This is a genomic window from Streptomyces sp. NPDC028722, from assembly GCF_040637655.1.
In the GTDB taxonomy this organism is placed as follows: Bacteria; Actinomycetota; Actinomycetes; order Streptomycetales; family Streptomycetaceae; genus Streptomyces.
This window is the reverse complement of the sequence record NZ_JBEZWU010000006.1, coordinates 73277-99163: the sequence shown is the minus strand read 5'-3', so window position 1 is coordinate 99163 and position 25887 is coordinate 73277. Positions and strand designations below refer to the sequence as shown.

General features: G+C 71.4%; 29 protein-coding genes and 1 tRNA gene. 10 read left to right on the top strand and 20 right to left on the bottom strand.

Going from position 1 to position 25887, the window contains the following annotated elements; genetic code table 11:
* Positions 1-31 precede the first annotated feature (31 nt).
* From AB0F03_RS11965 to AB0F03_RS11940, 6 genes are all read right to left on the bottom strand, one after another.
* Positions 32-400, bottom strand: a complete 369-nt coding sequence (locus AB0F03_RS11965) for a DUF6251 family protein (protein ID WP_361989360.1) — start codon at positions 398-400, stop codon at positions 32-34.
* A complete protein-coding gene (locus tag AB0F03_RS11960; protein WP_361989358.1) occupies positions 370-741 on the bottom strand; it encodes an RRQRL motif-containing zinc-binding protein in 372 nt (123 codons plus the stop codon). Before AB0F03_RS11960 ends, AB0F03_RS11965 begins: the two co-directional genes overlap by 31 nt.
* Entirely contained in the window at positions 741-1748 is a 1008-nt protein-coding gene (locus tag AB0F03_RS11955; protein ID WP_361989355.1) for a DUF2637 domain-containing protein, read from the bottom strand. Before AB0F03_RS11955 ends, AB0F03_RS11960 begins: the two co-directional genes overlap by 1 nt.
* On the bottom strand, positions 1745-2278 hold the full coding sequence (locus AB0F03_RS11950) for a hypothetical protein (RefSeq protein WP_361989352.1): 534 nt from the start codon (positions 2276-2278) through the stop codon (positions 1745-1747). Before AB0F03_RS11950 ends, AB0F03_RS11955 begins: the two co-directional genes overlap by 4 nt.
* Complete coding sequence (locus tag AB0F03_RS11945; protein WP_361989350.1) at positions 2275-2544, bottom strand: DUF6284 family protein; 270 nt, start codon at positions 2542-2544, stop codon at positions 2275-2277. The genes AB0F03_RS11950 and AB0F03_RS11945 overlap by 4 nt, the downstream gene beginning before the upstream one ends.
* A 467-nt stretch (positions 2545-3011) precedes the next feature.
* Positions 3012-3728, bottom strand: a complete 717-nt coding sequence (locus AB0F03_RS11940) for a GntR family transcriptional regulator (protein WP_361989347.1) — start codon at positions 3726-3728, stop codon at positions 3012-3014.
* Between the two features lie 57 nt (positions 3729-3785).
* Between AB0F03_RS11940 and AB0F03_RS11935 the strand changes: the two genes are divergently transcribed.
* Positions 3786-4607, top strand: a complete 822-nt coding sequence (locus tag AB0F03_RS11935) for a methyltransferase domain-containing protein (protein ID WP_361989345.1) — start codon at positions 3786-3788, stop codon at positions 4605-4607.
* A 406-nt stretch (positions 4608-5013) separates the two neighbouring features.
* Here the strand turns inward: AB0F03_RS11935 and AB0F03_RS11930 are convergent, their stop codons facing one another.
* The gene (locus AB0F03_RS11930; RefSeq protein ID WP_361989343.1) at positions 5014-5619 is read right to left on the bottom strand and encodes an RDD family protein; all 606 of its coding nucleotides are present in this window, start codon (positions 5617-5619) and stop codon (positions 5014-5016) included.
* Positions 5620-6022: 403 nt separating this feature from the next.
* Between AB0F03_RS11930 and AB0F03_RS11925 the strand changes: the two genes are divergently transcribed.
* The 7 genes from AB0F03_RS11925 (at position 6023) to AB0F03_RS11895 (ending at position 14514) form a co-directional block, all read left to right on the top strand.
* Positions 6023-6907, top strand: a complete 885-nt coding sequence (locus AB0F03_RS11925; RefSeq protein WP_361989340.1) for a DUF2797 domain-containing protein — start codon at positions 6023-6025, stop codon at positions 6905-6907.
* Between the two features lie 136 nt (positions 6908-7043).
* Positions 7044-7493 (top strand): hypothetical protein, encoded by a 450-nt coding sequence (locus tag AB0F03_RS11920; protein WP_361989337.1) that lies wholly within the window; start codon positions 7044-7046, stop codon positions 7491-7493.
* Positions 7490-8227 carry a response regulator transcription factor gene (locus AB0F03_RS11915; protein ID WP_361989334.1) on the top strand — a complete coding sequence of 246 codons (738 nt, stop codon included), beginning with the start codon at positions 7490-7492 and terminating at the stop codon, positions 8225-8227. The genes AB0F03_RS11920 and AB0F03_RS11915 overlap by 4 nt, the downstream gene beginning before the upstream one ends.
* Entirely contained in the window at positions 8227-9891 is a 1665-nt protein-coding gene (locus tag AB0F03_RS11910) for a HAMP domain-containing sensor histidine kinase (RefSeq protein WP_361989331.1), read from the top strand. The genes AB0F03_RS11915 and AB0F03_RS11910 overlap by 1 nt, the downstream gene beginning before the upstream one ends.
* Positions 9892-9904: 13 nt before the next feature.
* A complete protein-coding gene (locus AB0F03_RS11905; RefSeq protein ID WP_361989328.1) occupies positions 9905-11398 on the top strand; it encodes a glycosyltransferase in 1494 nt (497 codons plus the stop codon).
* Positions 11395-13569 carry a glycosyltransferase family 39 protein gene (locus AB0F03_RS11900; protein ID WP_361989325.1) on the top strand — a complete coding sequence of 725 codons (2175 nt, stop codon included), beginning with the start codon at positions 11395-11397 and terminating at the stop codon, positions 13567-13569. The genes AB0F03_RS11905 and AB0F03_RS11900 overlap by 4 nt, the downstream gene beginning before the upstream one ends.
* A 186-nt stretch (positions 13570-13755) precedes the next feature.
* Positions 13756-14514 (top strand): TetR/AcrR family transcriptional regulator, encoded by a 759-nt coding sequence (locus AB0F03_RS11895; RefSeq protein ID WP_361989322.1) that lies wholly within the window; start codon positions 13756-13758, stop codon positions 14512-14514.
* On the opposite strand, the gene AB0F03_RS11890 is transcribed toward AB0F03_RS11895, so the two are convergent.
* The 4 genes from AB0F03_RS11890 to AB0F03_RS11875 all read right to left on the bottom strand — a co-directional run bounded on the left by AB0F03_RS11890 (position 14515) and on the right by AB0F03_RS11875 (position 19073).
* Positions 14515-14985 carry a PPOX class F420-dependent oxidoreductase gene (locus tag AB0F03_RS11890; RefSeq protein WP_361989320.1) on the bottom strand — a complete coding sequence of 157 codons (471 nt, stop codon included), beginning with the start codon at positions 14983-14985 and terminating at the stop codon, positions 14515-14517.
* A gap of 107 nt (positions 14986-15092) precedes the next feature.
* Positions 15093-15914 carry a YceI family protein gene (locus AB0F03_RS11885; protein ID WP_356947265.1) on the bottom strand — a complete coding sequence of 274 codons (822 nt, stop codon included), beginning with the start codon at positions 15912-15914 and terminating at the stop codon, positions 15093-15095.
* Positions 15915-16018: 104 nt separating this feature from the next.
* Positions 16019-18568, bottom strand: coding sequence for an MFS transporter (locus AB0F03_RS11880; RefSeq protein WP_361989317.1), 2550 nt, complete (start codon positions 18566-18568; stop codon positions 16019-16021).
* A 13-nt stretch (positions 18569-18581) separates the two neighbouring features.
* Entirely contained in the window at positions 18582-19073 is a 492-nt protein-coding gene (locus AB0F03_RS11875) for a MarR family transcriptional regulator (RefSeq protein ID WP_361989314.1), read from the bottom strand.
* Positions 19074-19289: 216 nt separating this feature from the next.
* On the opposite strand from AB0F03_RS11875, the gene AB0F03_RS11870 reads away from it, so the two are divergent.
* A complete protein-coding gene (locus AB0F03_RS11870; protein WP_356819260.1) occupies positions 19290-19484 on the top strand; it encodes a hypothetical protein in 195 nt (64 codons plus the stop codon).
* 254 nt (positions 19485-19738) lie between these two features.
* Here AB0F03_RS11870 and AB0F03_RS11865 read toward each other — a convergent pair whose 3' ends face one another.
* The 8 genes from AB0F03_RS11865 to AB0F03_RS11830 form a co-directional block, all read right to left on the bottom strand.
* Complete coding sequence (locus AB0F03_RS11865; protein WP_361989311.1) at positions 19739-20680, bottom strand: RNA polymerase sigma factor SigF; 942 nt, start codon at positions 20678-20680, stop codon at positions 19739-19741.
* A 359-nt stretch (positions 20681-21039) separates the two neighbouring features.
* Positions 21040-21900, bottom strand: coding sequence for an RNA polymerase sigma factor SigF (locus AB0F03_RS11860; protein WP_361989308.1), 861 nt, complete (start codon positions 21898-21900; stop codon positions 21040-21042).
* 149 nt (positions 21901-22049) lie between these two features.
* Entirely contained in the window at positions 22050-22343 is a 294-nt protein-coding gene (locus AB0F03_RS11855; RefSeq protein ID WP_361989305.1) for a Dabb family protein, read from the bottom strand.
* Between the two features lie 10 nt (positions 22344-22353).
* Positions 22354-22533: a hypothetical protein gene (locus AB0F03_RS11850; protein ID WP_361989302.1), complete on the bottom strand. Its 180-nt coding sequence runs from the start codon at positions 22531-22533 to the stop codon at positions 22354-22356.
* 155 nt (positions 22534-22688) lie between these two features.
* Positions 22689-22773 (bottom strand) — tRNA-Ser (locus AB0F03_RS11845).
* Positions 22774-22818: 45 nt separating this feature from the next.
* A complete protein-coding gene (gene tadA, locus AB0F03_RS11840) occupies positions 22819-23250 on the bottom strand; it encodes a tRNA adenosine(34) deaminase TadA (RefSeq protein ID WP_361989299.1) in 432 nt (143 codons plus the stop codon).
* Positions 23251-23309: 59 nt separating this feature from the next.
* Entirely contained in the window at positions 23310-23849 is a 540-nt protein-coding gene (locus AB0F03_RS11835) for a hypothetical protein (RefSeq protein ID WP_361989978.1), read from the bottom strand.
* Between the two features lie 334 nt (positions 23850-24183).
* Positions 24184-24429, bottom strand: coding sequence for a hypothetical protein (locus AB0F03_RS11830; protein WP_361989296.1), 246 nt, complete (start codon positions 24427-24429; stop codon positions 24184-24186).
* A gap of 93 nt (positions 24430-24522) precedes the next feature.
* On the opposite strand from AB0F03_RS11830, the gene upp reads away from it, so the two are divergent.
* On the top strand, positions 24523-25158 hold the full coding sequence (upp, locus tag AB0F03_RS11825) for a uracil phosphoribosyltransferase (protein WP_356819271.1): 636 nt from the start codon (positions 24523-24525) through the stop codon (positions 25156-25158).
* A 48-nt stretch (positions 25159-25206) separates the two neighbouring features.
* Here upp and AB0F03_RS11820 read toward each other — a convergent pair whose 3' ends face one another.
* Positions 25207-25869, bottom strand: coding sequence for a LytR C-terminal domain-containing protein (locus AB0F03_RS11820; RefSeq protein ID WP_361989293.1), 663 nt, complete (start codon positions 25867-25869; stop codon positions 25207-25209).
* Positions 25870-25887: the final 18 nt, after the last annotated feature.

The following is a 25887-nucleotide window of genomic DNA, read 5'->3' as shown; positions in this document are numbered from 1 at the left end:
CCTGCGGGCCGCCTACGGCTTCGGGGTGTTTTCAGTGGCCCTTCCGGCCGCGCTTGCCGGTGTTCTTGGTGCCGTCGCCGACGGCGCGGACCACGGTGACCACGGCCCAGCCGAGGACGAGCGCGATGAACGCGAGCATGGCCAGGTTCGCGGCGATGGCGGTCAGGGCGCCGACGAGCAGCGGGCCGAAGTAGACACCGGCCGCGACCGCACCGGCTCCCACCCCGGAGCCGAGCGCGACGCGCTGCACCGTGCGGTCCGGCGGCGCCTCGTGGATGTGCACCACCTGCGGCCCGGCGGGCTGTTGTTGAGCGGGCAGGTTGGCAGGGTCGGCGTAGACGTGGCTGCCGTCGGGGAGCTGCACGACGGTCAGCGGGCGATGTGCGGGGAGCTGTTCCATGACGCAACCTCCGGGGCGTTGTCGGGGAAAGCGCAGGGAGAGCACATGCCGAGCGAGGGCGGGATGACGTAGCCCGCGTCGCGGCGGCACTCGGGGCAGATGCGGCGCACGGCGTTGGCCTTGGCCAGCGCCGCCCACTTGGCCGGCGTCATCGGCCGGACAGGCTTGGCCAGGTCGACGCGGTAGAGGTAGGCGGTCAGCGGTCCGCGTCGACGGCGAGGCCGTTCGAGCTGTGCGGCCACGTCCTGCCCGCCGGGCCGCAGCCCGGCGGCGCGGAGCTGGCGACGGGTGGCGTATCCGTCCGGGGCGAGGCGCCACCGGTAGACGGGCAGGGCGCCCATCACTGACCCGCGATCGCGAGATCAGCGCCGCCCGTGCCCGGGTCGCGGTGCTCGGCATAGCGGTGGGAGACCCAGCCGACCGACCAGCCGCACAGCTCCGCCGCCTGCCGCACCGACATGTCCGACGCGAACGCGGCGGCCACGATCCGGCGCGCCTCATCCTCCGGAAGCTTCCCGTCGGCCGGGGCCCGGTTCAGCAGTGCGGCGCGTTCACGGGCCGCACGCTCCTCGCGCTCACGGCGTTCACGCTCCGCCTGCTCGGCACGCTCGCGTCGCTCGGCCTCGGCCTGCTGCCGGGCCCGCTGTTCACGTTGCGCGCGCTCTTGTTCACGCTGTTCACGCTCGCGTTCACGGCGTTCACGAGCTTCCCGCTCGGCAGCCTCCGCACGCTCCCGCGCGGCATGCTCCTCACGGCGTTGCCGCTCCTCCCGTTCGGTCTGCTCACGGGCAAGCGCGGCCTCGTGCTCACGCTGTTCACGGGCGAGCATGGCGGCGTGTTCACGTTCCTCCCGGGCCTCTGCGCGGGCCCGTTCGGCACGCTCGCGGGCCGCCTGCTCGCGCCGCTCCCGCTCCGTCTGCCGCTCGGCTTCCAGCGCGGCCACCGCGCGGGCGATGGCCCGCCGGTAGGCCAGGCTGGTCTCTGCGGTGACGATGAGCAGCAGCGGCGCCACCGAGTGAACCGCGACCCCCACCAGGTCTTTCTTCAACGCGGAGTCGGCCGTGTTCAGGGCGAGCGTCATGAAGCCGGTCATCCACCGCAGCGTGACCGGCCACCGGCCGCCGTGCCCGCCCAGGCGGGCCAGCACGTCATCGAGCTTGACCACGATGACCACCGCGGCATCCACCACCAGCGGCAGGATCGGCGCCGTCCACGCCCACCGGTCTGCCGTGTGCTCCGCCATCAGCGGCGTCACGGTCAGGACGGAAAAGAGCATCGCCCCGCACACGATCAGCCACGTCCCACCCGACAGGGCGCGCTCTGCTGAACGGGTCTGAACACTGTTCACGCCGCACCCCCCAACGCCCTGGGAACGGACCGGTTCACGCGGTGGAATCCGTTGGATGCGGCGTTGTAGATGAACGCCTCACAGCGCCACGTGAACGCAGCGGCCGGGCGTTCATCGCAGGGCTTCCACACGTGATCCGCCGGGAAGCCGTGGGTCGCGGTGTCGGCGTACGCGTCGTCACGGGAGGCGTAGACGGCGTGCGGCTCGCCGTGATGCATGAGCACGGTCAGCGTCTCGCCCTCGACCGGCCCGCGCCCAAGTTCCTCGCGCAGCCGGCGAATCGCGATGTCCTTCAGCAACAGCTCCTGCTGCGCGATGGACAACTCCTCCACCGCGCGGGACAGCAGCGCGCCCACCTCGGTCGTGACGGCCTCGGCCCGCTCCGCGCGGTCGGTGACCGCGTACAGCTCCCGCACGTGCCGGCCGAACGCCTCGTTCGCGACCCCGCTGGCGTGCCGGGCCTGCTCGCTCGCGGTGCGGGCGTCGTCCGCCAGCCGGGCGAGCTGCTTAGTGGTGACGATGCGGATCACGCGGCACCCCCGGGCAGGCTCGCTCCGGCCGTGCGGTTAACCAGCTCCCGGCGGACGGCCAGCACCCGGTTCCGGGCCCGGCGGATACGCCGGTTGTCCAGCTCGGACGGTGTGCGGTCCAGGGTGATGATCTGCGCGTCGATCAGGTCGACGTCCGCCAGGATCAGCGGCATCTCCAGTTCGATCGCGTCCAACTCGGCCGCGGTCGGTTCCATGAAGTCGGCGAACGCGGTAACAGCGTCCTGAACAGTCACGATGTGGTCCATGGGTCGTGTTCTCCCTAGCAGGTAGCAACGGCCCGAACAGCGGCCCCGGTGTTCGAGCACCGGGGCCGCGCGCCGTTGAAGTCGGAACATCCGGCTCCCCTCAGCGCTGCTCGTACGAGACGAGCAGCGGAGGCAACCGGCGCGGCGTGCGCCGCGAGGTCAAAGCGCAGTCAGGCCGCTGCGCGATCCGTCTTTTCGACTCGGGGAGACGGGGCCCGCCTATGCAGTTGTCAAGCAACTCCCAGCGCAGGGCCTCTCGTTGTGACAGGCCATCCCGAACCAGAACCGCACCTCAGTGGGCCGGTGCGGCGTTGCACCTACAGACTGGACCGGTGGACCGGTCCAGTCAAGCAGTGAAATGGGAGTTGGTGAGCGGTAGTGAGCGTTTTCGCAGCTCAAGGGGCTTGACGGGGCATCAAAAAAGCTGGACCGGCGGACCGGTCCAGCTATCTCTCAGCGGGCTGTACCTACATCGCGTAGGTGTCCACCTGCTCAAAAAGAGCGGCCGGGGTGACGCCCTCCTCGCAGACCAGCGGGCGCCCCTCCTGGTCGTGTGCCGTGTGCAGGAGAACCGCGACCGCACTGCCTGGCTCGACCCCCAGCCGTTCCGCCTCAACTTCGGTGGCCAGGCGCACGGTAGTCACGTCCACGCCCTCCACAGGGAACCGCCCGGTCTGTCGACGGACGTAGCGGGTTGTTCCCTCTGCGATTGGTGCTGTGTCGGAGAGGCGAGGTGCAGCCTCTCCGATCTCAGGCGGAAACCACGCTTCCACGCAGCTATTGGGGCTCCCGTCGGGGAGCTGGAGGACTCGGACACGCCGGAGGGCCAGGGTGCCGGGTGCGAGGCCCAGAGCGTTGGCCACGCGTGTGGGCGGTTCAGCCCAGTCGGGCGTACCGATCCGCAGGAACGGCATGCCGCCCAAGATGCGTGCCGACCCGGCCCGCCGGGCGCCGGCGGGACGCGCCACGGGGGTCTCTGTGACGACGAACCCGGTTCCTTGCTTGGCCACGACTACGCCGTCGTTCCGGAGCACGTCCACGGCCTTGATGGCAGTGGCTCGCGACACGCCCCACTGTTCGGCCAGGTCTCGGCCGGACGGAATGGTCTCGCCGGGGGCGAATTCACCTGCGGCGATGCGGGTCCGAAGCGACTCGGCGATCTCCTCGTACTTCAGAACAGCCATTGGCTTCCCTTACTTCGCGCGCTGGACTGGTCCACCGGTACACACGATACTGCGGGCATGTCGAATCTCGAATTGGCTCCCTCCGTGATGCGGTTCTACGGCGAGACAGTGAACGAGGACAGCCGTCTGCGCAGCTCGGCAGACGGGCGGATGGAGCTGGTCAGGACTCAAGAGCTTCTCCGACGGTTTCTGCCCCCCGCACCGGCCCGCGTACTCGACGTGGGTGGGGGGACCGGGATTCATGCCGAATGGCTGGTGAAGGACGGCTACGACGTGAAGCTGGTGGACCCGGTGCCCCGGCACGTCGAGCACGCCTCAGCCGTGTGTCCTGCGGTCGTGGGGGATGCCCGCGACCTGAGCGAGCCGGACGACAGTTACGACGTCGTGCAGCTTCTTGGGCCGCTCTACCACCTGCCGGACCCAGAGGACCGGCGTACCGCGCTGGCGGAGGCGCACCGTGTGGTGAAGCCGGGCGGGCTAGTCGCAGCAGCAGCCATCAACCGGTACGCCTCGCTGTTCGAGCACGTGACGTACGCCCATCTGCACAGGGAGCGAATCCGGGACTCCGTCTCCAAGATTCTTGAGACAGCCGTCTATGACGGCGTGCGAGGATTCACCCTGTCCTACTTCCACCGGGCTGAGGAACTGGTCTCGGAGCTGGTGGCATCTGGGCTCACTGAAGTACAGGTTTTCGGGATTGAGGGCCCCGCGTGGTCGCTCGTCAAGACAGCCGAGCAGCAGCCCGGTGAAGGGCCCACGGATGAGCTGATCGCATCGGCCATGGAGGCGGCCCGCATGGCGGAGCCCTACCCGGAGTTGCTGGCCGCTAGCTCGCATCTCTTGGCGGTGGGAAGGGCTCCCGCTGACATCAACCCCTGACATCAACGGTGGCGAACACTGGCGGACAGCCACGCCCGTTCCGCCTTAGGCACAGGCCGGTTGGGCGCGGGGGACAGGGGGCGCAAAGCGCGCGCACCCGCCTACGGATCAGAAGGTTGCAGGTTCGAATCCTGCCGAGTGCACATAGGCAAGAGGCCCCGGATCACTCCGGGGCCTCTTGCGTTTCTGAGGCGTACAGCAGCGAAGCACAGCAGCGGGATCACCCGGCTCCGCCCATGGCAGCGGACAGCGCGCCGAGCGCGGCCCGCACCTCTTCCTCGCCGGCTTCGGCGTAGACCTCCATCGTCACGGGATCACGCGGAGGCCGATGCCCCACACGCAGCAGCTCCGGATCCGTCACTTCCTGGAACACCGTGATCGGCCCGGTCTCGGTTGACCGTGGTGGTCACCAGGTCCGGGTGTCCGCTTCGGGGGGAGGGTCCGGGGAGGGGGGCCGTAGCCGGTCCGCCGGGTCGGTGACGACCAGGGTGGTGGCCATCTTGTCCCACAGTTCCTGCCGGTTGCGGTCCCACAGGAGCCAGAAGTAGGGGATGAAGAGGGTGAAGTAGGCAAGGACGCCGATGATCCCCTTCGCGATGAACTCCCGGAAGAACATGCGCCCCCACCGGGCGGTGCCCGCGTCCGTGATGTGGACGACTCTCATGTGGAGGAGCTGCTTGGCGGGCGTCTGGCCCTGCTGGAAGACGATGAACGCCCAGACGAACCAGCCGATGCCGAGGGTGCAGATGAACAGTGCTGCTTCCAGCAGGTGGCCGCCGAAGCGGAGCCCGGGGGTGGACAGCGCGAGGCCCCGCGGGAGGAAGAGGACCTGGCCGCAGGACTGGCAGCACGGCTCGATTCCGGTCGCCTGCCCGCAGACCGTGCACGCGCTTCTCGGGGCGAGCGCGGTGGGGGCGGCCAGCGCGGCCGCTGATGCCGGCCGCGGACGTGCGGACCATCGCTGTCCCGGCCTGGTCCCCGTACCTCGGCTCTCGCCCGGGTTGGTGGTCATGACCGACTCCCTCGGCACACCCCAGGTGCCTTGTGTCGCGTGGGCGCCCACTGACGGAATGTGCCGGCCACAGCCCTGCGGATGTTCCTCGCCACCACATCCAGAGAGGGGCGAACGGATAGGACGGACGGCCGTCTGCTGTCACAGCGGGCAGAGAAGGGGAATCTTCTGGCCGTGCTTCACGTCGGACCGCGGAGCCCGGCAGCAGGCGGATGTGCCCACAGGGCCTACGGCGACGCGGGCAGTACCTGATTCCAGGGGAACACGGGGGCGCGGTCGCCGCATCTCGATCAAGGGCGCACGGCGACCATCGCGACCCCGGGCTGCTGGGTGGCGGGGTCCGGGGTGTGTGGCACCGCTGTCGTCCCGCCGCTGTCAGTGCCCCCCTCTACCCTGACGAGTGATGGCACAGGTCTGGAGATGCGCGGGGCTTCGGTGGGTGGGCGGGGGTCCCGTGCTGGAGTGGGGTGGTGGGCGGCGTAGTGCGTTGCCCTGGGGGAAGCGGGTCGTGTTCGCGGTGCCGGAGGGGGGTGTGCGGACGTGTGTGGGGGCTCGGGGGAATGCCTGCGCGCGGGGGGCCGCCGTGCCGGGGCGGAGTACGGGGGCCCGGTGCGAGGAGTGTGCGCGGCTGGACCGGGCGCACTCCGTGGCCGCCGACACGATCGCCGACGATCCGCGGCCGTACCGCGTGTATCTGGCGTGGTTCGGGCCGGGCCTGGTGAAGGTCGGCATCACCGCTCTCGAACGCGGGCCGGCCCGGCTGCTCGAACAGGGTGCCGTCTGCTTCAGCTGGCTCGGCACCGGTCCGCTGATGGCCGCCCGGCGTACCGAGGAGCTGTTGCGGGCCGCGCTGCGGGTGCCGGACCGGATCGCGTACGCCGAGAAGCGTGCCGTGCGGTCGGCGCTGCCGGGGACGGAGGCGGAGCGTGCCGCCGAGGTGCGGGAGCTGCATGCCCGGGCCGTCGCGCTCACCGGGTGGCCGGAGTCCCTGCGGCGGGAGGCCTGCGAAGTCACCGACCATGTACGGGTGTTCGGGCTGGACGGGGTGCCGGAGGCGCTCGGGGAGGTCGCGGGACTCGTGCCGGGCGGCGCCGTGCACGGGGAGCTGGTCGCGGCTGCCGGGCCCGACCTGCATCTGGCGGTCGCCGGCCTCGGCGTCGTCGTGCTGGACACCCGGCTGATGACCGGCTGGGAACTGACCCCGGTGGCTCTGCCGGCCGGCACGTTCACCGTCCCGGTCCGGCAGTTCCGGCGGGAGCGGGACGGGTTGCAGGACGGGTTGTTCTGACGTGCGGCCGCCGGGGCGGCGGGGTGGGGGCCGGTCCGGTGACGTACGGCCGCCGTGAGTGGAAGGTCGGGGATCGGATCCCGTACGGATCCCCTCCGGTCGTGACCATGGTCCGCGCGGCTCTTCGGCAGTCATCGTGGCCGGCACGAGCGATCAGAACGCAACGACGACCGAAGCCGTAGCCGTAGCCGTAGCCGAAGCCGCCCCGGCCGCCGTCGCCGATCCGGTGCCCCCGTACGAACCGCCCTACCACGCCGTCGTGTTCACCAGCGTCCGTACCGACGACGACCCCGACGGGTACGACCGCGCCGGCGCCCGTCTCTCCGGGCTCGTCAAGGACATCCCCGGTTTCCTCGGTGAGGATCTCGCGCGGACCCCCGGTGGGCTCACGCTCTCCGTCGTCCGCTTCCGGGACCTGGTTCGACCGGTACGTGATCGACATCGCGCGGGTCGAGCACAGCCACGCCTTCCAGCGTTCCTGACACGCTCCCAGGCGTTGCCTGAGAGGTTCCTGTGCGCTTCTCAGAGAAAACACAGACTCCGGAAAGCGTCTTCTCAGAGGACGCCGACAAGGTGTCCGGCATGACCACGACCTCGCCCCAGGGGCGCACCGAACTGCTGAGGCCGGACGGGAGCCCCGTCCGCGTGCTGGTGGTGGACGACGAGCTGTCGATCACCGAACTGCTGAGCATGGCCCTGCGTTACGAGGGCTGGCAGATCAGGAGTGCGGGGGACGGGCAGGGGGCCGTGCAGACGGCCCGCGAGTTCCGGCCCGACGCCGTCGTGCTGGACATGATGCTGCCGGACATGGACGGCCTGGCCGTGCTCGGCCGGCTGCGCCGTGAACTGCCGGACGTGCCCGTCCTGTTCCTCACCGCGAAGGACGCGGTGGAGGACCGTATCGCAGGACTGACCGCCGGCGGCGACGACTACGTCACCAAGCCGTTCAGCCTGGAGGAGGTCGTCGCGCGGCTGCGCGGGCTGATCCGCCGGGCCGGCGCCGCCGACCGGCGGTCCGACTCCGTGCTCGTCGTGGGTGACCTGACCCTGGACGAGGACAGTCACGAGGTGTCGCGGGCCGGGGACGGTATCCATCTCACCGCGACCGAGTTCGAGTTGCTGCGGTTCCTCATGCGCAATCCCCGGCGGGTGCTCAGCAAGGCGCAGATCCTGGACCGCGTGTGGTCGTACGACTTCGGCGGGCAGGCCAACGTCGTCGAGCTGTACATCTCGTACCTGCGCAGGAAGATCGACGCCGGCCGGGAACCGATGATCCACACCCGGCGTGGGGCCGGTTACCTGATCAAGCCCGCCGTGTGATGAGCGGACGACGGCGGCCGCGTCCCCGGAAGCGGCGGGCGGGACAGCCGCGCACCCTGCGGACGCGGCGGGCGGGACAGCCGCGCACCCTGCGGACGCGGCTCGTCGTCGCGTCGGTGGTGCTGATCGCCGTGGTGTGTGCCGTGATCGGTACGGTGACCACGCTCGCCCTGCGCAGTCATCTGTACGACCAGCTGGACGGCCAGCTGCACGAGGTCGGGGCCCGGGCGGCCGGTGGCTTCCCGCCGCCCGGCGCCGTCAAGGACGGCCTCGGCCCCGACGGCCGGCAGAGCGGCCGGAACGGGCGGGCCGGCCAGGCCGTCGGCCTCTCGTCCTTCGTCTCGCGGGCCCCGCAACCGCAGTACACGGTCGCGGCGGAGGTCGAGAAGGGCACGGCCACCCAGGGCAAGGTGGGCGCCGCGTCCAGCGTCACCTACGTGATGACCGCCAAGCCCCTCAGCCGGGCCCAGCTCGCCGCTCTCGGTACCGTCGCCCGGGACGAGAAGCCGCACTCCGTGGACCTCCCCGGCCTGGGTTCCTACCGTGTGCGGTACGCCCACGGTCCCGCCGGCGACTACTACGTCGGCATCCCCACCAAGGAGGCCGACGGCACCATCGACGCCCTGGTCCTCATCGAGGTCAGCGTCACCGTGGCCGGCCTGGTCGCCGCCGCCATCGCCGGTTACGTCCTCGTCGGCGTCGCCACCCGCCCCCTGCGCAAGGTCGCCGCCACCGCCACCCGGGTCTCCGAACTCCCGCTGCACACCGGCGAGGTGAACCTCAGCGAGCGGGTCACGGAGGCCGAGTGCGACCCGCACACCGAGGTCGGCCGGGTCGGTGCCGCGCTCAACCGGATGCTGGACCACGTCCACGGGGCGCTGCTCGCCCGGCAGCAGAGCGAGACGCGGGTACGCCAGTTCGTGGCCGACGCCAGCCATGAGCTGCGCACCCCCCTCGCCTCCATCCGCGGGTACGCCGAACTCACCCGGCGCGGGCGCGAGCAGGTCGGGCCCGACACCCGGCACGCCCTCGGCCGGATCGAGTCCGAGGCGGGCCGTATGACCCTCCTCGTCGAGGATCTGCTGCTGCTCGCCCGGCTCGATGCCGGCCGGCCGCTCCGGTCGGAGCGGACGGATCTGGTCCCGCTGGTCGTCGACACCGTCAGCGACTCCCGCGCGGCCGGCATGGACCACAACTGGCGGCTCGACCTGCCCGACGAACCGGCGCTGGTCCCGGCGGACGCGGCACGGGTGCAGCAGGTCCTGGTCAACCTGCTGGGCAACGCCCGCAAGCACACCCCGCCCGGTACGACCGTCACCGCGCGCGTGCGGCGGCGCGGGACGTGGATGTGCGTCGACGTGGAGGACAACGGGCCGGGCATCGCGCCGGAGCTGCTGCCGCACGTCTTCGAGCGGTTCGCGCGGGGCGACTCCGCGCGGTCCCGCGCCACCGGGTCCACGGGTCTGGGGCTCGCCATCGTGCAGGCCGTCGCGTCCGCGCACGGCGGTGCCGTGACCGTGGACAGCGTGCCCGGCCGCACGGTGTTCACCGTGCACCTGCCCACACCCGACCCCGTCGTCCCGCAGCCCTCCCCGGAGACCGGCCGGGAACCGTTCTCACAGGCACAGCACAGTGCCACCACATGGGTGCGACAGGGCAGTTGATCAGAGTCGGTCCATGCGAACCGACTCTTCTCCCGGCACCCTGCCGGCGCGGGAGCACCTCCCGGCCACAGACGCCGGAACGCCTGTCCTGGACGTAGTGATCCCCGTCCACAACGAGGAGAAGGACCTCCAGCCGTGCGTCCGCAGACTGCACGAGCACCTCACGCGCACCTTCCCCTACGCGTTCCGCATCACGATCGCGGACAACGCGTCCACGGACCGCACCCCGCTGATCGCGGCGCGGCTGGCGGCACAGATCCCCGAGGTGGGCACCTTCCGCCTGGAGCAGAAGGGACGGGGGCGGGCGCTGCGGACCGTGTGGTCCGCGTCCCGGGCGCCGGTGCTCGCCTACATGGACGTCGACCTGTCCACCGACCTCAACGCCCTGCTGCCGCTGGTGGCGCCGCTGATCTCGGGCCACTCCGACCTCGCGATCGGCTCCCGGCTCGCCCGTGACTCCCGGGTCGTGCGCGGCCCCAAGCGGGAGTTCATCAGCCGGGCCTACAACCTGATCCTGCGCGGATCGCTCCAGGCCCGCTTCTCGGACGCGCAGTGCGGTTTCAAGGCCATCCGGCGCGAAGTGGCGCAGGTGCTGCTGCCGCTGGTGGAGGACACCGGCTGGTTCTTCGACACGGAGATGCTCGTGCTCGCCGAGCGGGCCGGCCTCCGGATCCACGAGGTGCCGGTCGACTGGGTCGACGACCCGGACTCCACCGTGCACATCGTGAGGACGGCCACCGACGACCTCAGGGGCGTGTGGCGGGTCGGCAGGGCCCTGGCCACCGGTTCGCTGCCGCTGGACCGGCTGGCCCGGCCCTTCGGTGACGACCCGCGCGACCGCGAACTGCCCGACGTGCCCAAGGGGCTGGCCCGTCAGCTCGTCGGGTTCTGCGTGGTCGGCGGCCTGTCGACCCTGTTCTACCTGGCGCTCTACAGCGTCTTCCGGCAGTTCTCCGGCTCGCAGACCGCCAACGCGCTCGCCCTGCTGGTCTCCGCCGTGGCCAACACCGCCGCCAACCGCCGGCTCACCTTCGGGGTGCGCGGCCGGGGCGGCGCCGTACGCCACCAGGCGCAGGGCCTGGTCGTCTTCGGTATCGGTCTCGCCCTGACCAGCGGCTCCCTGGCCGCCCTGAGCGCGGCGACCGGCAGCCCGGCCCACTCCACCGAGCTGGGGGTGCTCATCGCCGCCAACCTAGCGGCGACCGTCCTGCGGTTCCTGCTCTTCCGCGCCTGGGTCTTCCCGGACCGCGACGGGTACGGCGGCGGCCCGGCCCACACCGTGACCTCGCCGGCCCACGGCACGCCGGCGCCGTCCGCACTCCTGCCCCAGCACCGGGTGCCGACCCCGCAGCCGTACGAACAACAGCCGTACGAACAACAGCCGTACGAACAACAGCCGTACGAACAACAGCCGTACGGGCGTCAGCCGTACGAGCAGCAGGTGCACAGCCGACAGGGCCACGAGCCGGTGCGCCCTCACCACAACGACCCGGGGGATGCCCGATGACCACCCATGACGACCCGCCGACCGCACCGTGGGGCGCCCCGGGGGAGGGGGAACCGTCCCCGGCCGCACTTCCACGGGCCGGGGCCGGTGAGCCGCGGCAGCCGTTCGTCCGCGGACTGTGGCGCGGCCGGCCCGAGGACCCGCGCTGGGCCCGCCCGGCCCTCCTGGGCCTGCTGGCCACCACCCTTGTGCTCTACCTGTACAACCTCAGCGCTTCCGGGTACGCCAACTCCTTCTACTCGGCGGCCGTCCAGGCGGGCAGCACCTCGTGGAAGGCGTTCTTCTTCGGTTCGCTGGACGCGGGCAACGCCATCACCGTCGACAAGCCGCCGGCCGCGCTGTGGCCGATGGAACTGTCGGTCCGGATCTTCGGCCTGCACTCCTGGGCGATCCTGGCTCCCGAGGTGCTGATGGGCGTGGCGGCCGTCGCCGTCGTCCACGCGTCCGTACGCCGCCGGTTCAGCCCCGCGGCCGGTCTGATCGCGGGCGCGGTGCTCGCGCTGACCCCCGTCGCGGCGCTCATGTTCCGGTTCGACAACCCGGACGCCCTGCTGGCCCTGCTGATGTCGGTGGCCTGCTGCCTCGTCGTCCGGGCGGTGGAGGACGGCCGTACGAAGTGGCTGGTGTGGGCCGGTGTCGCGATCGGTCTCGCATTCCTCACCAAGACGCTCCAGGCGTTCCTGATCCTGCCGGCGCTGGCGGCCGTGTACGCGGTGTGCGCGCCGGTGCGGCTGCGGCGGCGGTTCGGGCAGCTGGCCGCGGCGACGCTCGCGCTGGTCGTGTCCGGCGGCTGGTGGGTGGCCGTCGTCGAGCTGTGGCCTGCCTCCTCCCGGCCGTACATCGGCGGTTCGCAGCACAACAGCTTCCTGGAGCTGACCTTCGGCTACAACGGTCTCGGCCGCCTCGACGGCGAGGAGACCGGCAGCGTGGGCGGTGGCGGCGGTGGTGGTGGTGGCACCGGCATGTGGGGCGAGACCGGCTGGGACCGGATGTTCGGCTCCGAGGTCGGCGGCCAGATCTCCTGGCTGCTGCCCGCCGCGCTGATCCTGCTCGCCGCCGGTCTGGTGGCCACCCGCAGGCTCGGGCGGACGTCCGTCACCCGGGCCTCGTTCCTGGTCTGGGGCGGTTCGCTGCTGATGACCGCGGTGGTGTTCAGCTACATGGCGGGCATCTTCCACCAGTACTACACGGTGGCCCTCGCCCCCTACCTCGCCGCGGTCGTCGGCATGGGCGCCGGGCTGCTGTGGGAGAAGCGGCGGGAGCTGTGGGCGGCGATCGCGCTCGCCGCGTCCGTGGTCGCGGCGGCGGCCTGGGGGTACGTCCTGCTGAACCGGACCTCCGGTTATCTGCCCTGGCTGAAGTGGCTGGTCCTGGTCGGCGGGCTCACCGCGGCGCTCGGCCTGGTCTTCGCGGGCCGCCTCCCGCGGCGAGCGGTGCTCGGGGCGGCTGCGGTGGCTCTCGTGGCCGCGCTGGCCGGACCGACCGCGTACACGCTGAGCACGCTCGGGCAGGGGCACAGCGGTTCCATCGTCACGGCGGGCCCGGCGGGCGCGAGCATGATGGGCGGCCGGGGCGGCGGTCCCGGCGGTGACGGCATGCCGGGCGGCTTCGGCGGCGGGGCACCCGGCGGACAGGGGCAGCGGAACCAGCAGGGCAACGGGTTCCCGGGGGCCGGCGGCTTCGGCGGGGGCGTGCCGGGCCGCAACCAGCAGAACGGCAACGGCGGCTCCCCGGGTCAGCCGGGTCAGCCGGGCCGGCAGAACGGCAACGGGTTCCCCGGTGGCGGCCGGACGGGTGAGGGCGGCCCGGGCGGTCTCCTCAACGGCACGAGCGTGTCGGCCGAGGCCAGGAAGCTGCTGGAGAAGAACGCCTCGGCGTACACCTGGGTGGCCGCCTCCATCGGCTCCCAGAACGCGGCCGGCTACCAGCTCGCCACCGGTGACCCGGTGATGGCGATCGGCGGCTTCAACGGCACCGACCCGTCCCCGACGCTCGCCCGGTTCAAGACATACGTCGAGGAGGGCAGGATCCATTACTTCATCGCCGGCGGCGGCATGGGCGGCGACAGCGGCAGTGCCTCGCGGATCAGCTCGTGGGTCCAGAGCACCTTCAAGAAGGTGACCGTCGGCTCGGCCACGTTCTACGACCTCACACGGAAGACCGGCGGCTGACGTCACAGTCTTCGGTAAGTCGCTGTCGGCCGGGCTGGGGACGGGGCAGCCGGGGCAGGGGTAGAGGTGAGGCCGGAGGGCCCGGCCGCGTTCCCGGGCCGGCGCCGCGTTCCGGCTCGGTGCCGCGCCCCTGCGGCCGGCGCGGCCCTAGCATGAGCGGCATCCGAGCTGGAGGAAGGTGCGCCGGTGACGAAGGCAGCAGGTCGGTCGGCGCGGCACAGCGTGTGGCTGTCGGACAGGGCCCGCCGCGGCGGGCGCAGCGGGCAGCCCTCGGGGCTCGACCGGGAGCGGATCACCGAGGCGTCGGTGCGGCTGCTGGACGCGGAGGGCCTCGCCAGGTTCTCCATGCGGCGGCTGGCCGCCGAGCTGAACGTCACCGCGATGTCCCTGTACTGGTACGTCGATACCAAGGACGACCTGCTGGAACTCGCCCTGGACGCGACCTACGCCGAACTGCGGCTGCCTGACCCGGAGAACACCGACGAGGACTGGCGGGAGCAGTTGCGGGAGCTGGCCACCGCGTACCGGACGCTGCTGCTCCGCCATCCCTGGGTGTCCCCGCTGACCGGGCGCTTCCTCAACATCGGACCCCGGTCGGTGTCCTTCTCCCGCGTGGTCCAGCGGGTCGTCCGGCGGGCGGGGCTGCCCGTGCACGGGGTGACCGGGGCGATCGCGGCCGTCTTCCGGTTCGTGTACGGCCACGGCACCATCGAGGGTCACTTCCTCGCCCGCAGCGCGGACACGGGGCTGAGTCCGGACGAGTACTTCCAGCAGGCCATGGCCGTCGTGGCCGAGGCGCCGGGGACCGCCGAGGTCATGCGGGAGTCCGAGGACCTCATGGCGGCCCGCGGCGGCGACACGGTGGCCGAGATGATGGAGCGCGACTTCACCTTCGCCCTGGATCTGCTCGTCGCCGGCATCGAGGCGATGGTCGCCCGCGGCTGACTACTCCGCGGCGGCCAGCCGTGCCGGGAAGCCGCCGGTGGCCACGGGCCCCCACCGTTCGGGTGTCACCCGGATGACGGACTTGCCCTGCTTGACCATCGCCTGCCGGTACTCGTCCCAGTCGGGGTGTTCACCGGCGATGTTGCGGTAGTACTCGACCAGGGGTTCCACGGAGTCAGGGAGGTCGACGACCTCGGCGGTGCCGTCGATCTGGACCCAGGGGCCGTTCCAGTCGTCGCTGAGGACGACCAGGCTGACGCGGCTGTCCCGCCGGGCGTTGCGGGTCTTGGCGCGCTCGGGGTAGGTCGACATCACGATCCGGCCGGAGTCGTCGACACCGCAGGTCAGCGGGGACGCCTGCGGGCTGCCGTCGGCGCGGCGGGTGATGAGGAGGGCGCGGTGGCGAGGGCGGACGAAGTCCAGCAGCTCGGCTGCCGATACCCGGGTGTTGGACGCGATGTTCGGTGCCATGCGGGCAGCCTAGGCCGAGGAGGCCCCGGCCGGCCTGTCCCTGCCGGGGACAGGTTCGGCCGGTCGGGGCCTCGGGTCGTCACACGGCGGGGCCGGCCCCCGGGATGTCAGGCGGCGGGCAGGGAGTCTCCCTGTACGGCCTGGATGTCCAGTTCCACCCTGAGGGTGGTGCCGATGGCGGCGATGCCGGCCTGGAGGACCTGGTTGTAGTTCATGGCGAAGTCCTCGCGGTGCAGTTCCGCGGTGGCCCGGAACGCGGCCCGGGTGCCGCCCCACGGGTCGGCGCCGGTGCCCAGGTAGGCCAGGTCGAGGTCGACGGGGCGTACGACACCGTGCAGGGACAGCTCGCCGTGCACGGTCCAGCGGTCCTGGGCGGCCAGCGTCAGGCCCGTCGACCGGTAGGTGATCTCCGGGTGCCGTTCGACGTCGAGGAAGTCGCCGGAGCGCAGGTGGGTGTCCCGCATGCCGTTGCCGGTGTCGACGGAGGCCGCCCGGATGACCGCCTCCACGCGGGACTTGGCGACGTCGTCGGGCGCGATCTCGATCGTGCCGCCGAACTCGGTGAACCGGCCGTGCACGCTGGAGATGCCCAGGTGCTGGGCGACCGCGGCGACGGAGGAATGCACCGGGTCGATGGTCCAGGGGCCGGGCGGCGGCAGTTCGGTGCCGCCCTGCCGGGTCAGCGTGACCGTGCCGACCTCGGCCCGGCCGCTCGCGGTGACGATCGCGCTGGAGGCGGCGGGCGCGTATCCGACGGCGGTCACGATCACCGTGTACGCCCCCGGTGCCAGCTCGGTGGTGTCCCGTACGGCCCCCTCGGCGTCCGCCTCGGCCCGCAGCACCTGCGTGCCGGTCATGTCGGTCACCGTGACGACCGCGTGCGACACGGCCCACCCGTCCCGCGTACGGATCTTCGCGGTCAGTCCCATCCCGTTATCTCCCTGGAAAAGCTCAAAAATTGGTCGTATGAGACCGGCCCGTGGCGGGCGCGCCCTGCGTTCGGGGCGCGCGCCGCCACGGGCCGGGGTGTGGACTACTCGCCGGGGTGGGCGAGTTCGATGTCGTGGCCGTCCACTCCGGGGCCGGCCACGGTCAGCGCGGTGGCCACCGGCGGGTAGCCCGTCGCGATGACGGTGTACTCGCCGCTGTCCAGGTCGGTGAAGGCGTACGCGCCGTCGGTGCCGGTGGTGGCGGTGCCGACCACGTTGCCCGCCTGGTCGACCAGGGTGACCCGGGCGTCGGCCAGCGGACCGTGCGGGGCCCGGACGACACCCTGGAGCTGGGCGCCGGCGTCCAGGTCGACCTCGATCCGGGTGACGCCGGTGGCGCCGACCTCGACCGGCAGGGCGCGCGGCCGGAACCCGCCGGCGTTCACCGCGACGGTCACGGTGCCGGGCACCAGGTCGGTGAGGGCGAAGTCGCCCTTCTCACCGCTGGCGGCGGTGGCCAGCAGGTCTCCGCGCACGTCGGTGACGATCACCATCGCGTCCTTGACCGGCAGCGCGCTCCCGGCGGCCCGGACCACACCGGTCAGCCCGCTGGTGCCGCTGAGCAGGATGTCGTACGACAGTGCGTCCTCGCCCACCACGACGGTGGAGGCCTGCGGCTGGTAGCCGTCGGCGGAGGCGATCAGGACGTACGAGCCGGTGCCCGGGGCGGCCAGGGTGTAGGAACCGTCGGCCTGGGCGACCGAGCGGCCCAGCTGGCGGCCCGCCAGCGAGATCAGCGTGACGGCGGCCCGCGGTACCGGGGCGCTCTCGGCGCCGCGGACGTAGCCGTGGACCGGGGTGCCGCCGGCGGTGCCGGACTCGGCGGCCGAGGCGACGGCCGTCAGCTGCCGGGTGGCGGTCGCCGTGGCCGTGCCGTCGGACGCCGTGCCGTCGGACATCGGCGCGGCGGAGACCGCGGCCGGGACCTGCTCGGCGGCCGGGGCCTGGGCCTCGGCGACGGCGGGAGCGGCGACCGGGTCGGTCACCGGGGCCTCGGACTCGGCGCCCTGGGCGAGCGCTCCCCTGGTCTTCAGCGGGACCTCCTTGATGAACAGCGTGATCAGGAAGGCGACGGCGGCGAGGCAGCCGGCGATCAGGAAGACGTCGGCTATGCCGTGGCCGTAGGCGCTCTCCATCAGGGTCCGGATGGGGGCCGGCAGCTTGTTCATGTCCGGGATGGTGTCGGTCGAGCCGGAGCCCCCGGCCAGAGCGGCCTGGTACTTGGGGCTGAGGTCGGAGACGCCGTCCTTGACGTAGTCGGTGATCTTGTTCGCCATCACGGCACCCAGCGCGGAGACGCCGACCGCACCACCGAGGGAGCGGAAGAAGGTCACCGTGGAGCTGGCCGAGCCGAGGTCGGAGGGGGCCACCTGGTTCTGCGTGGCGAGCACCAGGTTCTGCATCATCATGCCGATGCCGAGACCCAGCAGGGCCATGTAGATGGCCATCTTCCAGTAGTCGGTGTCGTACCGGATGCCGCCGAGCAGCAGCAGGCCGGCCGTCACCAGGACGCCACCGCTGACCAGCCACGCCTTCCAGCGGCCGGTACGGGTGATGAACTGGCCGGAGACGGTCGAGGAGACGAACAGACCGCCGATCATCGGAATGGTCATGACGCCCGACATGGTCGGGGACTTGTCCCGGGCCAGCTGGAAGTACTGGCTGAAGAACACGGTGCCGGAGAACATCGCGATACCGACGAACAGTGAGGCGAGCGACGCCAGGGTGATCGTGCGGTTCTTGAACAGACGCAGCGGGATGATCGGCTCGCTCGCCTTGGACTCGACGAGCACGAAGAGCGCGCCGAGGACGATCGAACCGCCGACCATCGCGTAGGTCTGCCAGGAGACCCAGTCGTACTTGTCACCGGCGAAGGTGACCCAGATCAGCAGCAGGGAGACCGCGGCGGCGATGAGGGTCGCGCCGCCCCAGTCGACCTTGACGTCCCGCTTGACCACGGGCAGGTGCAGGGTCTTCTGCAACACGATCAGCGCGATGACTGCGAAGGGGACACCGACGTAGAAGCACCAGCGCCAGCCCAGCCAGGAGGTGTCCGTGATGACGCCGCCGAGCAGCGGGCCGCCGACGGTGGCGACGGCGAAGGTGGCGCCGAGGTAGCCGGAGTAGCGGCCACGCTCACGCGGGGAGATCATCGCGGCCATGACGATCTGCGCCAGGGCGGACAGACCGCCGACGCCGATGCCCTGGAACACCCGGAAGGTGATCAGCATGCCCGGGTTCTGGGACAGTCCGGCCGCCATCGAGGCGACGACGTAGATGATGAGGGCTATCTGGACGAGAGCCTTCTTGCTGTACAGGTCGGCGAGCTTGCCCCACAGGGGAGTGGCCGCGGTCATCGACAGCAGGGCGGAGGTGACCACCCAGGTGTAGGCGGACTGGCCGCCACCGAGGTCCCCGATGATGTGCGGCAGGGCGTTGGAGACGATCGTCGACGACAGTATCGCCACGAACATGCCGAGCAGCAGCCCGGAGAGCGCCTCCATGATCTGCCGGTGCGTCATCGGGGCGTCGCCGTGGGAGCCTCCCCCGTGCTTGGCGTGAGCCCGCACACCGGCTGGTGTGGTCGTTGCCATGTGCTTCCTTTTCTTACGTGCTTGCGGGTGTACGGGTGGTCTCTTCGAGTACGGGTGCGGGTTGCCGCGGAACGGACCGGCAGTCACCGAAGGACGCACGCAGCCGCGTCATCAGCCCGATCAGCTGCGCGACCTCCTCGTCGGTCCAGTCGGCCAGCCGCTCGGCCAGCAGATGCGTGGTCCGCCGGGACAGCTCGTCCAGCTGCTCCAGACCCTCGGGCGTCAGGCGCAGGATGCGCGAGCGCTTGTCCGCGGGGTCCGGGTGCCGTTCGATCCAGCCGCGTGCGGCCACGTGCGCGACATGCCGGCTGGTGACCGACATGTCCACGGCGAGCAGCTCCGCGAGCTTGCTCATGCGCATGTCGCCGTGGCGGCCGAGCAGAGTCAGCACGGCGGCCGAGCCGGCCGGGCAGTCGGGCGGCAGGATCCGCCCCATGTCCCGCTTCACGGCTCCGACGGCACTGAGCTGACGCGCCAGCTCTTCGAACTGCGCCTGCCCGGCCATCACACCTCCCGTATTCGTTGCTTGAAGCAACCATAAGGGTGCTTGGTTGCTGAAGGCAAACAAGTAGGTAGTTGACGGCGCAAAAAGTTGGCAAAGGCAAGTATTGCTGGCGTAAATACGCAGGTGAGTCCGGGGAAAGTACCCTTCCCCTCCCCGAGCCCTCGCGGCAGGCCCCCGCTTGGGCCGCGGGGTGTGACTTCGCTAAGGTCTCGGGCCATGGCTAACACCCAGGGCCCCCAGGGCAATTACGACCCCGCCGGCAACACCCAGATGTTCCGCGCGTTCGTCGACGAGGCTCCCCAGGGCCGACAGCAGCAGGCGGCCCCCTCGGGCCCCCGGATCGGCCTGATCATCGGCATCGTCGTGGCGCTCGTCGTGGTGGCGGGAGTCGCCTGGCTGGCGCTCAAGTAGGAACGTCCTCGCCCGGGTGCGCGGTGCACCGCCGCAAGAGCGTCCTCGCCCCACCGCAGGAACCGGCGCCGCGGCCGGGTGGGCGAAGGGCGCGGGCCGGTCCCGGACGCACGACGGCCGCCGACGCGGCCATGACGGCGCTTCGGCGGCCACGCGTATCCGTCGTACGCGTCGTCGTCCTGTGACCCCGCCCGGTCCCGGCTCCCGTCGCCGACGGCTGTCAGGACGGCGGAGCCCGGCGGGCGGTGGCCGGGTCAGTCCGAGATCAGGCCCTCCCGCAACTGGGCCAGCGTCCGGGTCAGCAGCCGGGAGACGTGCATCTGGGAGATGCCGACCTCCTCGCCGATCTGTGACTGGGTCATGTTGGCGAAGAAGCGCAGCATGATGATCCGCCGCTCCCGGGGCGGGAGTTTGGCCAGCAGCGGCTTGAGGGACTCGCGGTACTCGACGCCCTCCAGTGCGGTGTCCTCGTAGCCGAGCCGGTCGGCCAGGGAGCCCTCGCCGCCGTCGTCCTCGGGGGCCGGTGAGTCGAGGGAGGACGCGGTGTAGGCGTTGCCGACCGCGAGGCCGTCGACGACGTCCTCCTCGGAGACGCCGAGCACGGCGGCCAGCTCCGTCACCGTGGGCGAGCGGTCCAGCTTCTGCGACAGCTCGTCGCTGGCCTTGGTGAGGGCCAGGCGCAGCTCCTGGAGGCGGCGCGGGACGCGCACCGACCACGAGGTGTCGCGGAAGAAGCGCTTGATCTCACCGACGACGGTCGGCATCGCGAACGTCGGGAACTCCACGCCCCGTTCGCAGTCGAACCGGTCGATCGCCTTGATCAGGCCGATCGTGCCGACCTGGACGATGTCCTCCATCGGCTCGTTGCGCGAGCGGAAACGCGCTGCCGCGTAGCGCACCAGCGGCAGGTTCAGCTCGATGAGGGTGTCCCGTACGTAGGCCCGCTCGGGGCTGTGCTCGTCCAGCGCGGCGAGGCGCAGGAAGAGGGAGCGGGACAGGGTGCGGGTGTCGAGGTTCGCCGTGGCCGGCGCGGCCGGGACAGCTTCGGCGGCCGGAGCGGCGGCCGGGGACGGCACGGCTTCGAGGGCCGTGACACCCTCGAAGCCGTCGAGGACGTCGAGAGCGTCGAGCTCCTTGGGCGCTGCCTCGCTCAGCGTGGGCGTCAGCACCTTCGAGCTGCCCTGGTCTGCGGACATGCCACCCCCTTTGGGTCGCGGGACGGTCGCGGCGGCGTCCTTCTCGAGCGACGCAGCCTTCACCTGAATACCGGAGCCGAAGCCTCGGCAAACGCGCTTCCCGCAGAATGTCACATGTCGGCAACGCGCTGTACCGACATGTCGACATGTCAGCGGTGAATACCCCCTGCAAACAAGGGGTCTGATGGTGTGTCGGACCACAACTGGCGGCAACAGCCCTGGTGAGAGATTCGCTCGTGCCGGTTACGGCTCGCTCGGATATGCGATGCAGGGCCATCCGGGGCGTGCTTCCGTGCGCCTGCTGTGCAACCACCCGCCGCCCGTGGTGCGACGGTTCGACGGGCGTGCGGTCCGTGGGTCTACGCCTCGATCCGATTCGCGGAACGCAGCCGCTGGAAGCTTCGGGCGAGCAACCGCGAGACGTGCATCTGGGAGACGCCGAGTTCCGCGCTGATCTGGGACTGGGTGAGATTGCTGTAGTAGCGGAGCAGGAGGATGCGCTGTTCGCGCTCGGGGAGCTGGACGAGGAGGTGGCGGACCAGGTCGCGGTGTTCCACGCCGTCCAGCGCCGGGTCCTCGTAGCCGATCCGGTCGAGCAGGCCGGGCATCCCGTCGCCCTCCTGCGCGGCCTCCAGCGAGGTGGCGTGGTACGAGCGTCCCGCCTCGATACAGCTCAGCACCTCCTCCTCGCTGATCCGCAGCCGGTCGGCGATCTCGGCGGTGGTCGGTGAGCGGCCGTGGAGCGTGGTCAGGTCCTCGGTCGCGCTGTTGACCTGCACCCACAGCTCGTGCAGCCGGCGGGGCACGTGGACCGTGCGGACGTTGTCCCGGAAGTACCGCTTGATCTCGCCGACCACGGTCGGCATGGCGAAGGTCGGGAACTGCACGCCCCGGTCGGGGTCGAAGCGGTCGATGGCATTGATCAGGCCGATCGTGCCGACCTGGATGACGTCCTCCATCGGTTCGTTGCGGGAGCGGAAGCGGGCGGCGGCGTAGCGCACGAGCGGGAGGTTCGCCTCGATCAGCGCCCCCCGCACGCGGTTGTGCTCCGGCGTGCCCGGGGTGAGCGTCTTCAGCTCGGCGAACAGCATCTGGGTGAGGGCACGGGTGTCCGCGCCCCGGCGCCTCTCGGGGGGTGGCGGGGGTGGAGCGGGTGCCTCTTCCTGGGGCGGCGCAGTACTGGCCGACACGGTCAACGCCACCTCTTCACGGTCAATCATCCGTCAAAAGCGGTCATAGCATCACAAGACATGTGCACTGTGCGCAAGCATCGCATAACACCGTGTTGTGCTCAAATATAGACAAGTTGGGGCGCAAGACGCGGGAAAGCCCCCCGCTGTTCCAGCGGGGGGCTTCTGCGGGGAAGGGCTCAGAACTCGTAGTCGGCGATCACCCACGTGGCGAACTCGCGCCACAGCGCGACGCCCGCCTGATGGGCCGGATGCTCCAGGTAGCGCTGGAGGGCGCCGGTGTCCTCGACGGCCGAGTTGATCGCGAAGTCGTAGGCGATCGGCCGGTCGCTGATGTTCCAGGCGCACTCCCAGAACCGCAGCTCCTCGATCTGCCCGCCGAGCGCCCGGAAGGCCTCGACGCCCGCGACCACGCGCGGATCGTCGCGCCCGACGCCGTCGTTGAGCCTGAAGAGGACCAGATGGCGGATCATGGAAGGTACCTCAGCCCTTTCCTCCGTTGGCGAGCCAGGTCATGAAGTCGCCTATGGCTCCGGCCGCGTCCGATATGCCCTCGAAGCCTATCTGCACGTAGTCGGCCGCCTTGGCCGGGTCCGTGATGATCACGTACAGCGCGAAGACCGCGAGCACGTACACGGCGATCTTCTTGGCGTTCACCGCCATCGCGGCCTCCCCTGTGCCAGTGCCCCGAGGGCCCCCTGCTGCCGGCCGCGAGTGTAACCTTCACGTCCCCTTCCCCCGCCAACAGCCCGCCGGTGCGGCGCGCTTGTGCCCGGAACACGAAAAGGCCCCGCCGTTCGGCGGGGCCTTTCCCTGAGCGGTAGCGGAGGGATTTGAACCCTCGGTGACTTGCGCCACACTCGCTTTCGAGGCGAGCTCCTTCGGCCGCTCGGACACGCTACCGAGGGAGACCTTACAGCACACGTCGGCCCGGTCAGAAATCGGTGTTCAGCGGTCCCGGAAGAACCCGGTGAGGAGCCGGGCGCACTCCGCCGCGAGGACGCCCTCGATGACCTCCGGACGGTGATTGAGGCGCCGGTCGCGCACCACGTCCCACAGGGAGCCGGCGGCCCCCGCCTTCTCGTCCCGGGCGCCGTACACCACCCGGTCCACCCGGGACTGGACCAGCGCGCCGGCGCACATCGTGCACGGTTCCAGGGTGACGACCAGCGTGCAGCCGGCCAGCCGCCACTCCCCGAGCCGGGCCGCGGCCCGCCGGATCGCGAGGACCTCCGCGTGGGCCGTGGGATCACCGGTGGCCTCACGCTCGTTGTGCCCGGCCGCCAGTACGGTCGTACCGTCCGGGGACAGCACGACCGCGCCGACGGGGACGTCCCCGCCCCGGGCGGCCAGTCCGGCCTCGTCCAGGGCGAGCCGCATCGCGGCCCGCCACGGGTCGCGGACCGGGTCCGGTGTGCCCCGCGGGTCCTGGATCGCGGTCAGCGGACGGTCTCCAGCACCTCCGAGGCGCCCAGGGCCTCGGCGATCGTGTTCAGCGCGTCGTCGGCGTCCAGCGCGCGCAGCTCCTTCTCGCCGATGCCCAGGTCGTCCAGGATCTCCCTGTCGCCCACCGGGCTGTGCGGCACCGAGTCGGCGCCCGGGGTGCTCTCCTCCTCCTCGGCGTCGTCGTCGGACTCGCCGTCCTCCGTGCCGTCGAGGTCCAGGGCGTCCAGGTCCACGACGTCGTCCGAGCCGGGCTCCCGGCCGAGCAGCTCGTCGGTGAGCAGCAGCTCGCCGTACGCGCTGCGCTGGGCGGCGGCGGCGTCCGAGACGTAGATGCGAGGGTCCTCCTCGCCGTCCACGCGGACGACCCCGAACCAGGAGTCCTCCTGCTCGATCAGGACGAGCACCGTGTCCTCGTCGGGAGAGGCTTCCCGGGCCAGGTCGGCCAGATCCGACAGGGTTTCCACATCGTCGAGCTCTGTGTCGCTCGCTTCCCACCCGTCTTCGGTGCGCGCGAGCAGTGCGGCGAAGTACACCGTGACTCTCCCACTGGTCATAGGCGTGCCGGTTGGGGGTCCCCCCGGCGGAGGTACGTGGGAGGGGAGAGCCTGGGCTCCGAGTCCCACCCACTCGGAATCGTGGCAGAAACAAGGCGTCCAGGGGACGTCTTCGGCTCCCTGTGTCTGGCTGTTTCGATCGCGATCAGTGATCGGTCCACCAGTGCGCTCATTGCCGCCACCTGCGGATCGTACGCGGCTTTCCCCGCGCTCACGCATGCCCGCCACCCCGACACCGGCGCGGGCGCGGATCTTGCGGTCTCCGGACGTCCGCACCGGCTCCGGCCTGCGCGGCTCCGGCCGGCCGGCGCGTCTACCGGCGGAACGTCCGCATCCGCATCGCGTGGCGCAATCGGGCGACCTTGGCGCGCCGCGGCTGGACCCGGGCACGCAGTTCCCGGGCCTCGGCGAGATCGCGCAGGAACTGGGCGCGGCGGCGCCGGCGGTCGGCCGCGCTCTCGGGCGCGTCGGGATCGGTCTCCGCGGACCCGTTCCGGGAGCCGGCCGCACCGCCGGTGGCCCCGAAGGCGTCCGCACGCTTGTCAGGCAGGTCAGACACGTCACACCACCCCTGTCCGTCCTTCCCACCTTCCCCCGGACGGCCGGTTTGACGCCAGCATGAGGGCGCGCGCGGCGCAGGTACCGTTAGGGCATGCGTCTCCACGTCGTCGACCACCCGCTGGTCGCCCACAAGCTCACCACGCTGCGCGACCAGCGCACCGATTCCGCGACCTTCCGGCGGCTCGCCGACGAGCTGGTCACCCTGCTCGCCTACGAGGCCACGCGGGACGTACGCACCGAGACGGTCGGCATCCGGACGCCGGTCGCGCAGACCACCGGCGTCAAGCTCGCCCGTCCCCGCCCGCTGGTGGTGCCGATCCTGCGTGCCGGTCTGGGCATGCTGGACGGCATGGTCCGGCTGCTGCCGACCGCCGAGGTGGGCTTCCTGGGCATGATCCGCAACGAGGAGACGCTGGAGGCCTCCACGTACGCCTCGCGCATGCCCGAGGACCTCTCGGGCCGCCAGGTGTACGTGCTGGACCCGATGCTGGCCACGGGCGGCACGCTGGTCGCGGCGATCCGGGAGCTGATCAGGCGCGGCGCCGACGACGTCACGGCGGTCGTCCTGCTGGCCGCCCCCGAGGGCGTCGAGGTCATGGAGCGGGAACTGGCCGACACACCGGTCACGGTCGTCACGGCGGCCGTGGACGACCACCTCAACGAGCACGGCTACATCATCCCGGGTCTGGGTGACGCGGGGGACCGCCTGTACGGCGCGGCGGAGTAGGCGCCGCGCGGGGTACGCGCGCGGCACGAGGGCTGGGCGGGGCGGGTACTACTGCGCCGCGCAGCCCTTCTTCGTCCTGGCCGAGGGGGAGGCCGGGGCGGCGGACGCGGGTGCGCTCAGTCTGGTCAGTGCCTGGTCGGCGGAGGCCTGCCGGGTCAGGCCCTTGAAGGCGTCCCCGATGACCAGATCGAGGTCGGCCCCCTTGCGTCCCGCGTCGGTGCGCAGGTCGGCACCGCCGAGCTGGGTGCCGAGCACCCGCAGCGAGGTGTCCCGCGCGGCGGCGGGGCCGAGGAGCAGCCCCGTGCCCTTGACCTTCCTGTCGAACTGCTTGGGCGCGTTGCCCACGGCACCGATCCGGAAGCCCCGCTTGCGCAGCTGGTCCGCCGTGTCCTTGGCGAGTCCCGTGCGCTGGGTGGCGTTGTAGACGTTCACCCTGATCCGGCCGGGCGCGGGCAGTGCCTCGACCCGGGCCGCCGGGGCCGCCGCGGCCTTCAGCCGGCAGTCCGCCGCGGAACCGGCCGCCGGGTTCCCGTCGCCGGAGAAGACGTCGATGAGCTGCAAGGTGCCCCAGCCGGTCAGGCCGAGCACGGCGGCTGACGCGACTACGACGGCCACGAGCCTGACGCGCCGCCGGGGCGGGCGCATCCGCGGGTATGTGTCCCCCGTGATGCGGTACCGGCCGCCCATGCCGGGCGGAGTCAGCATGCTCATGAACGCAGCGTAGTGCGC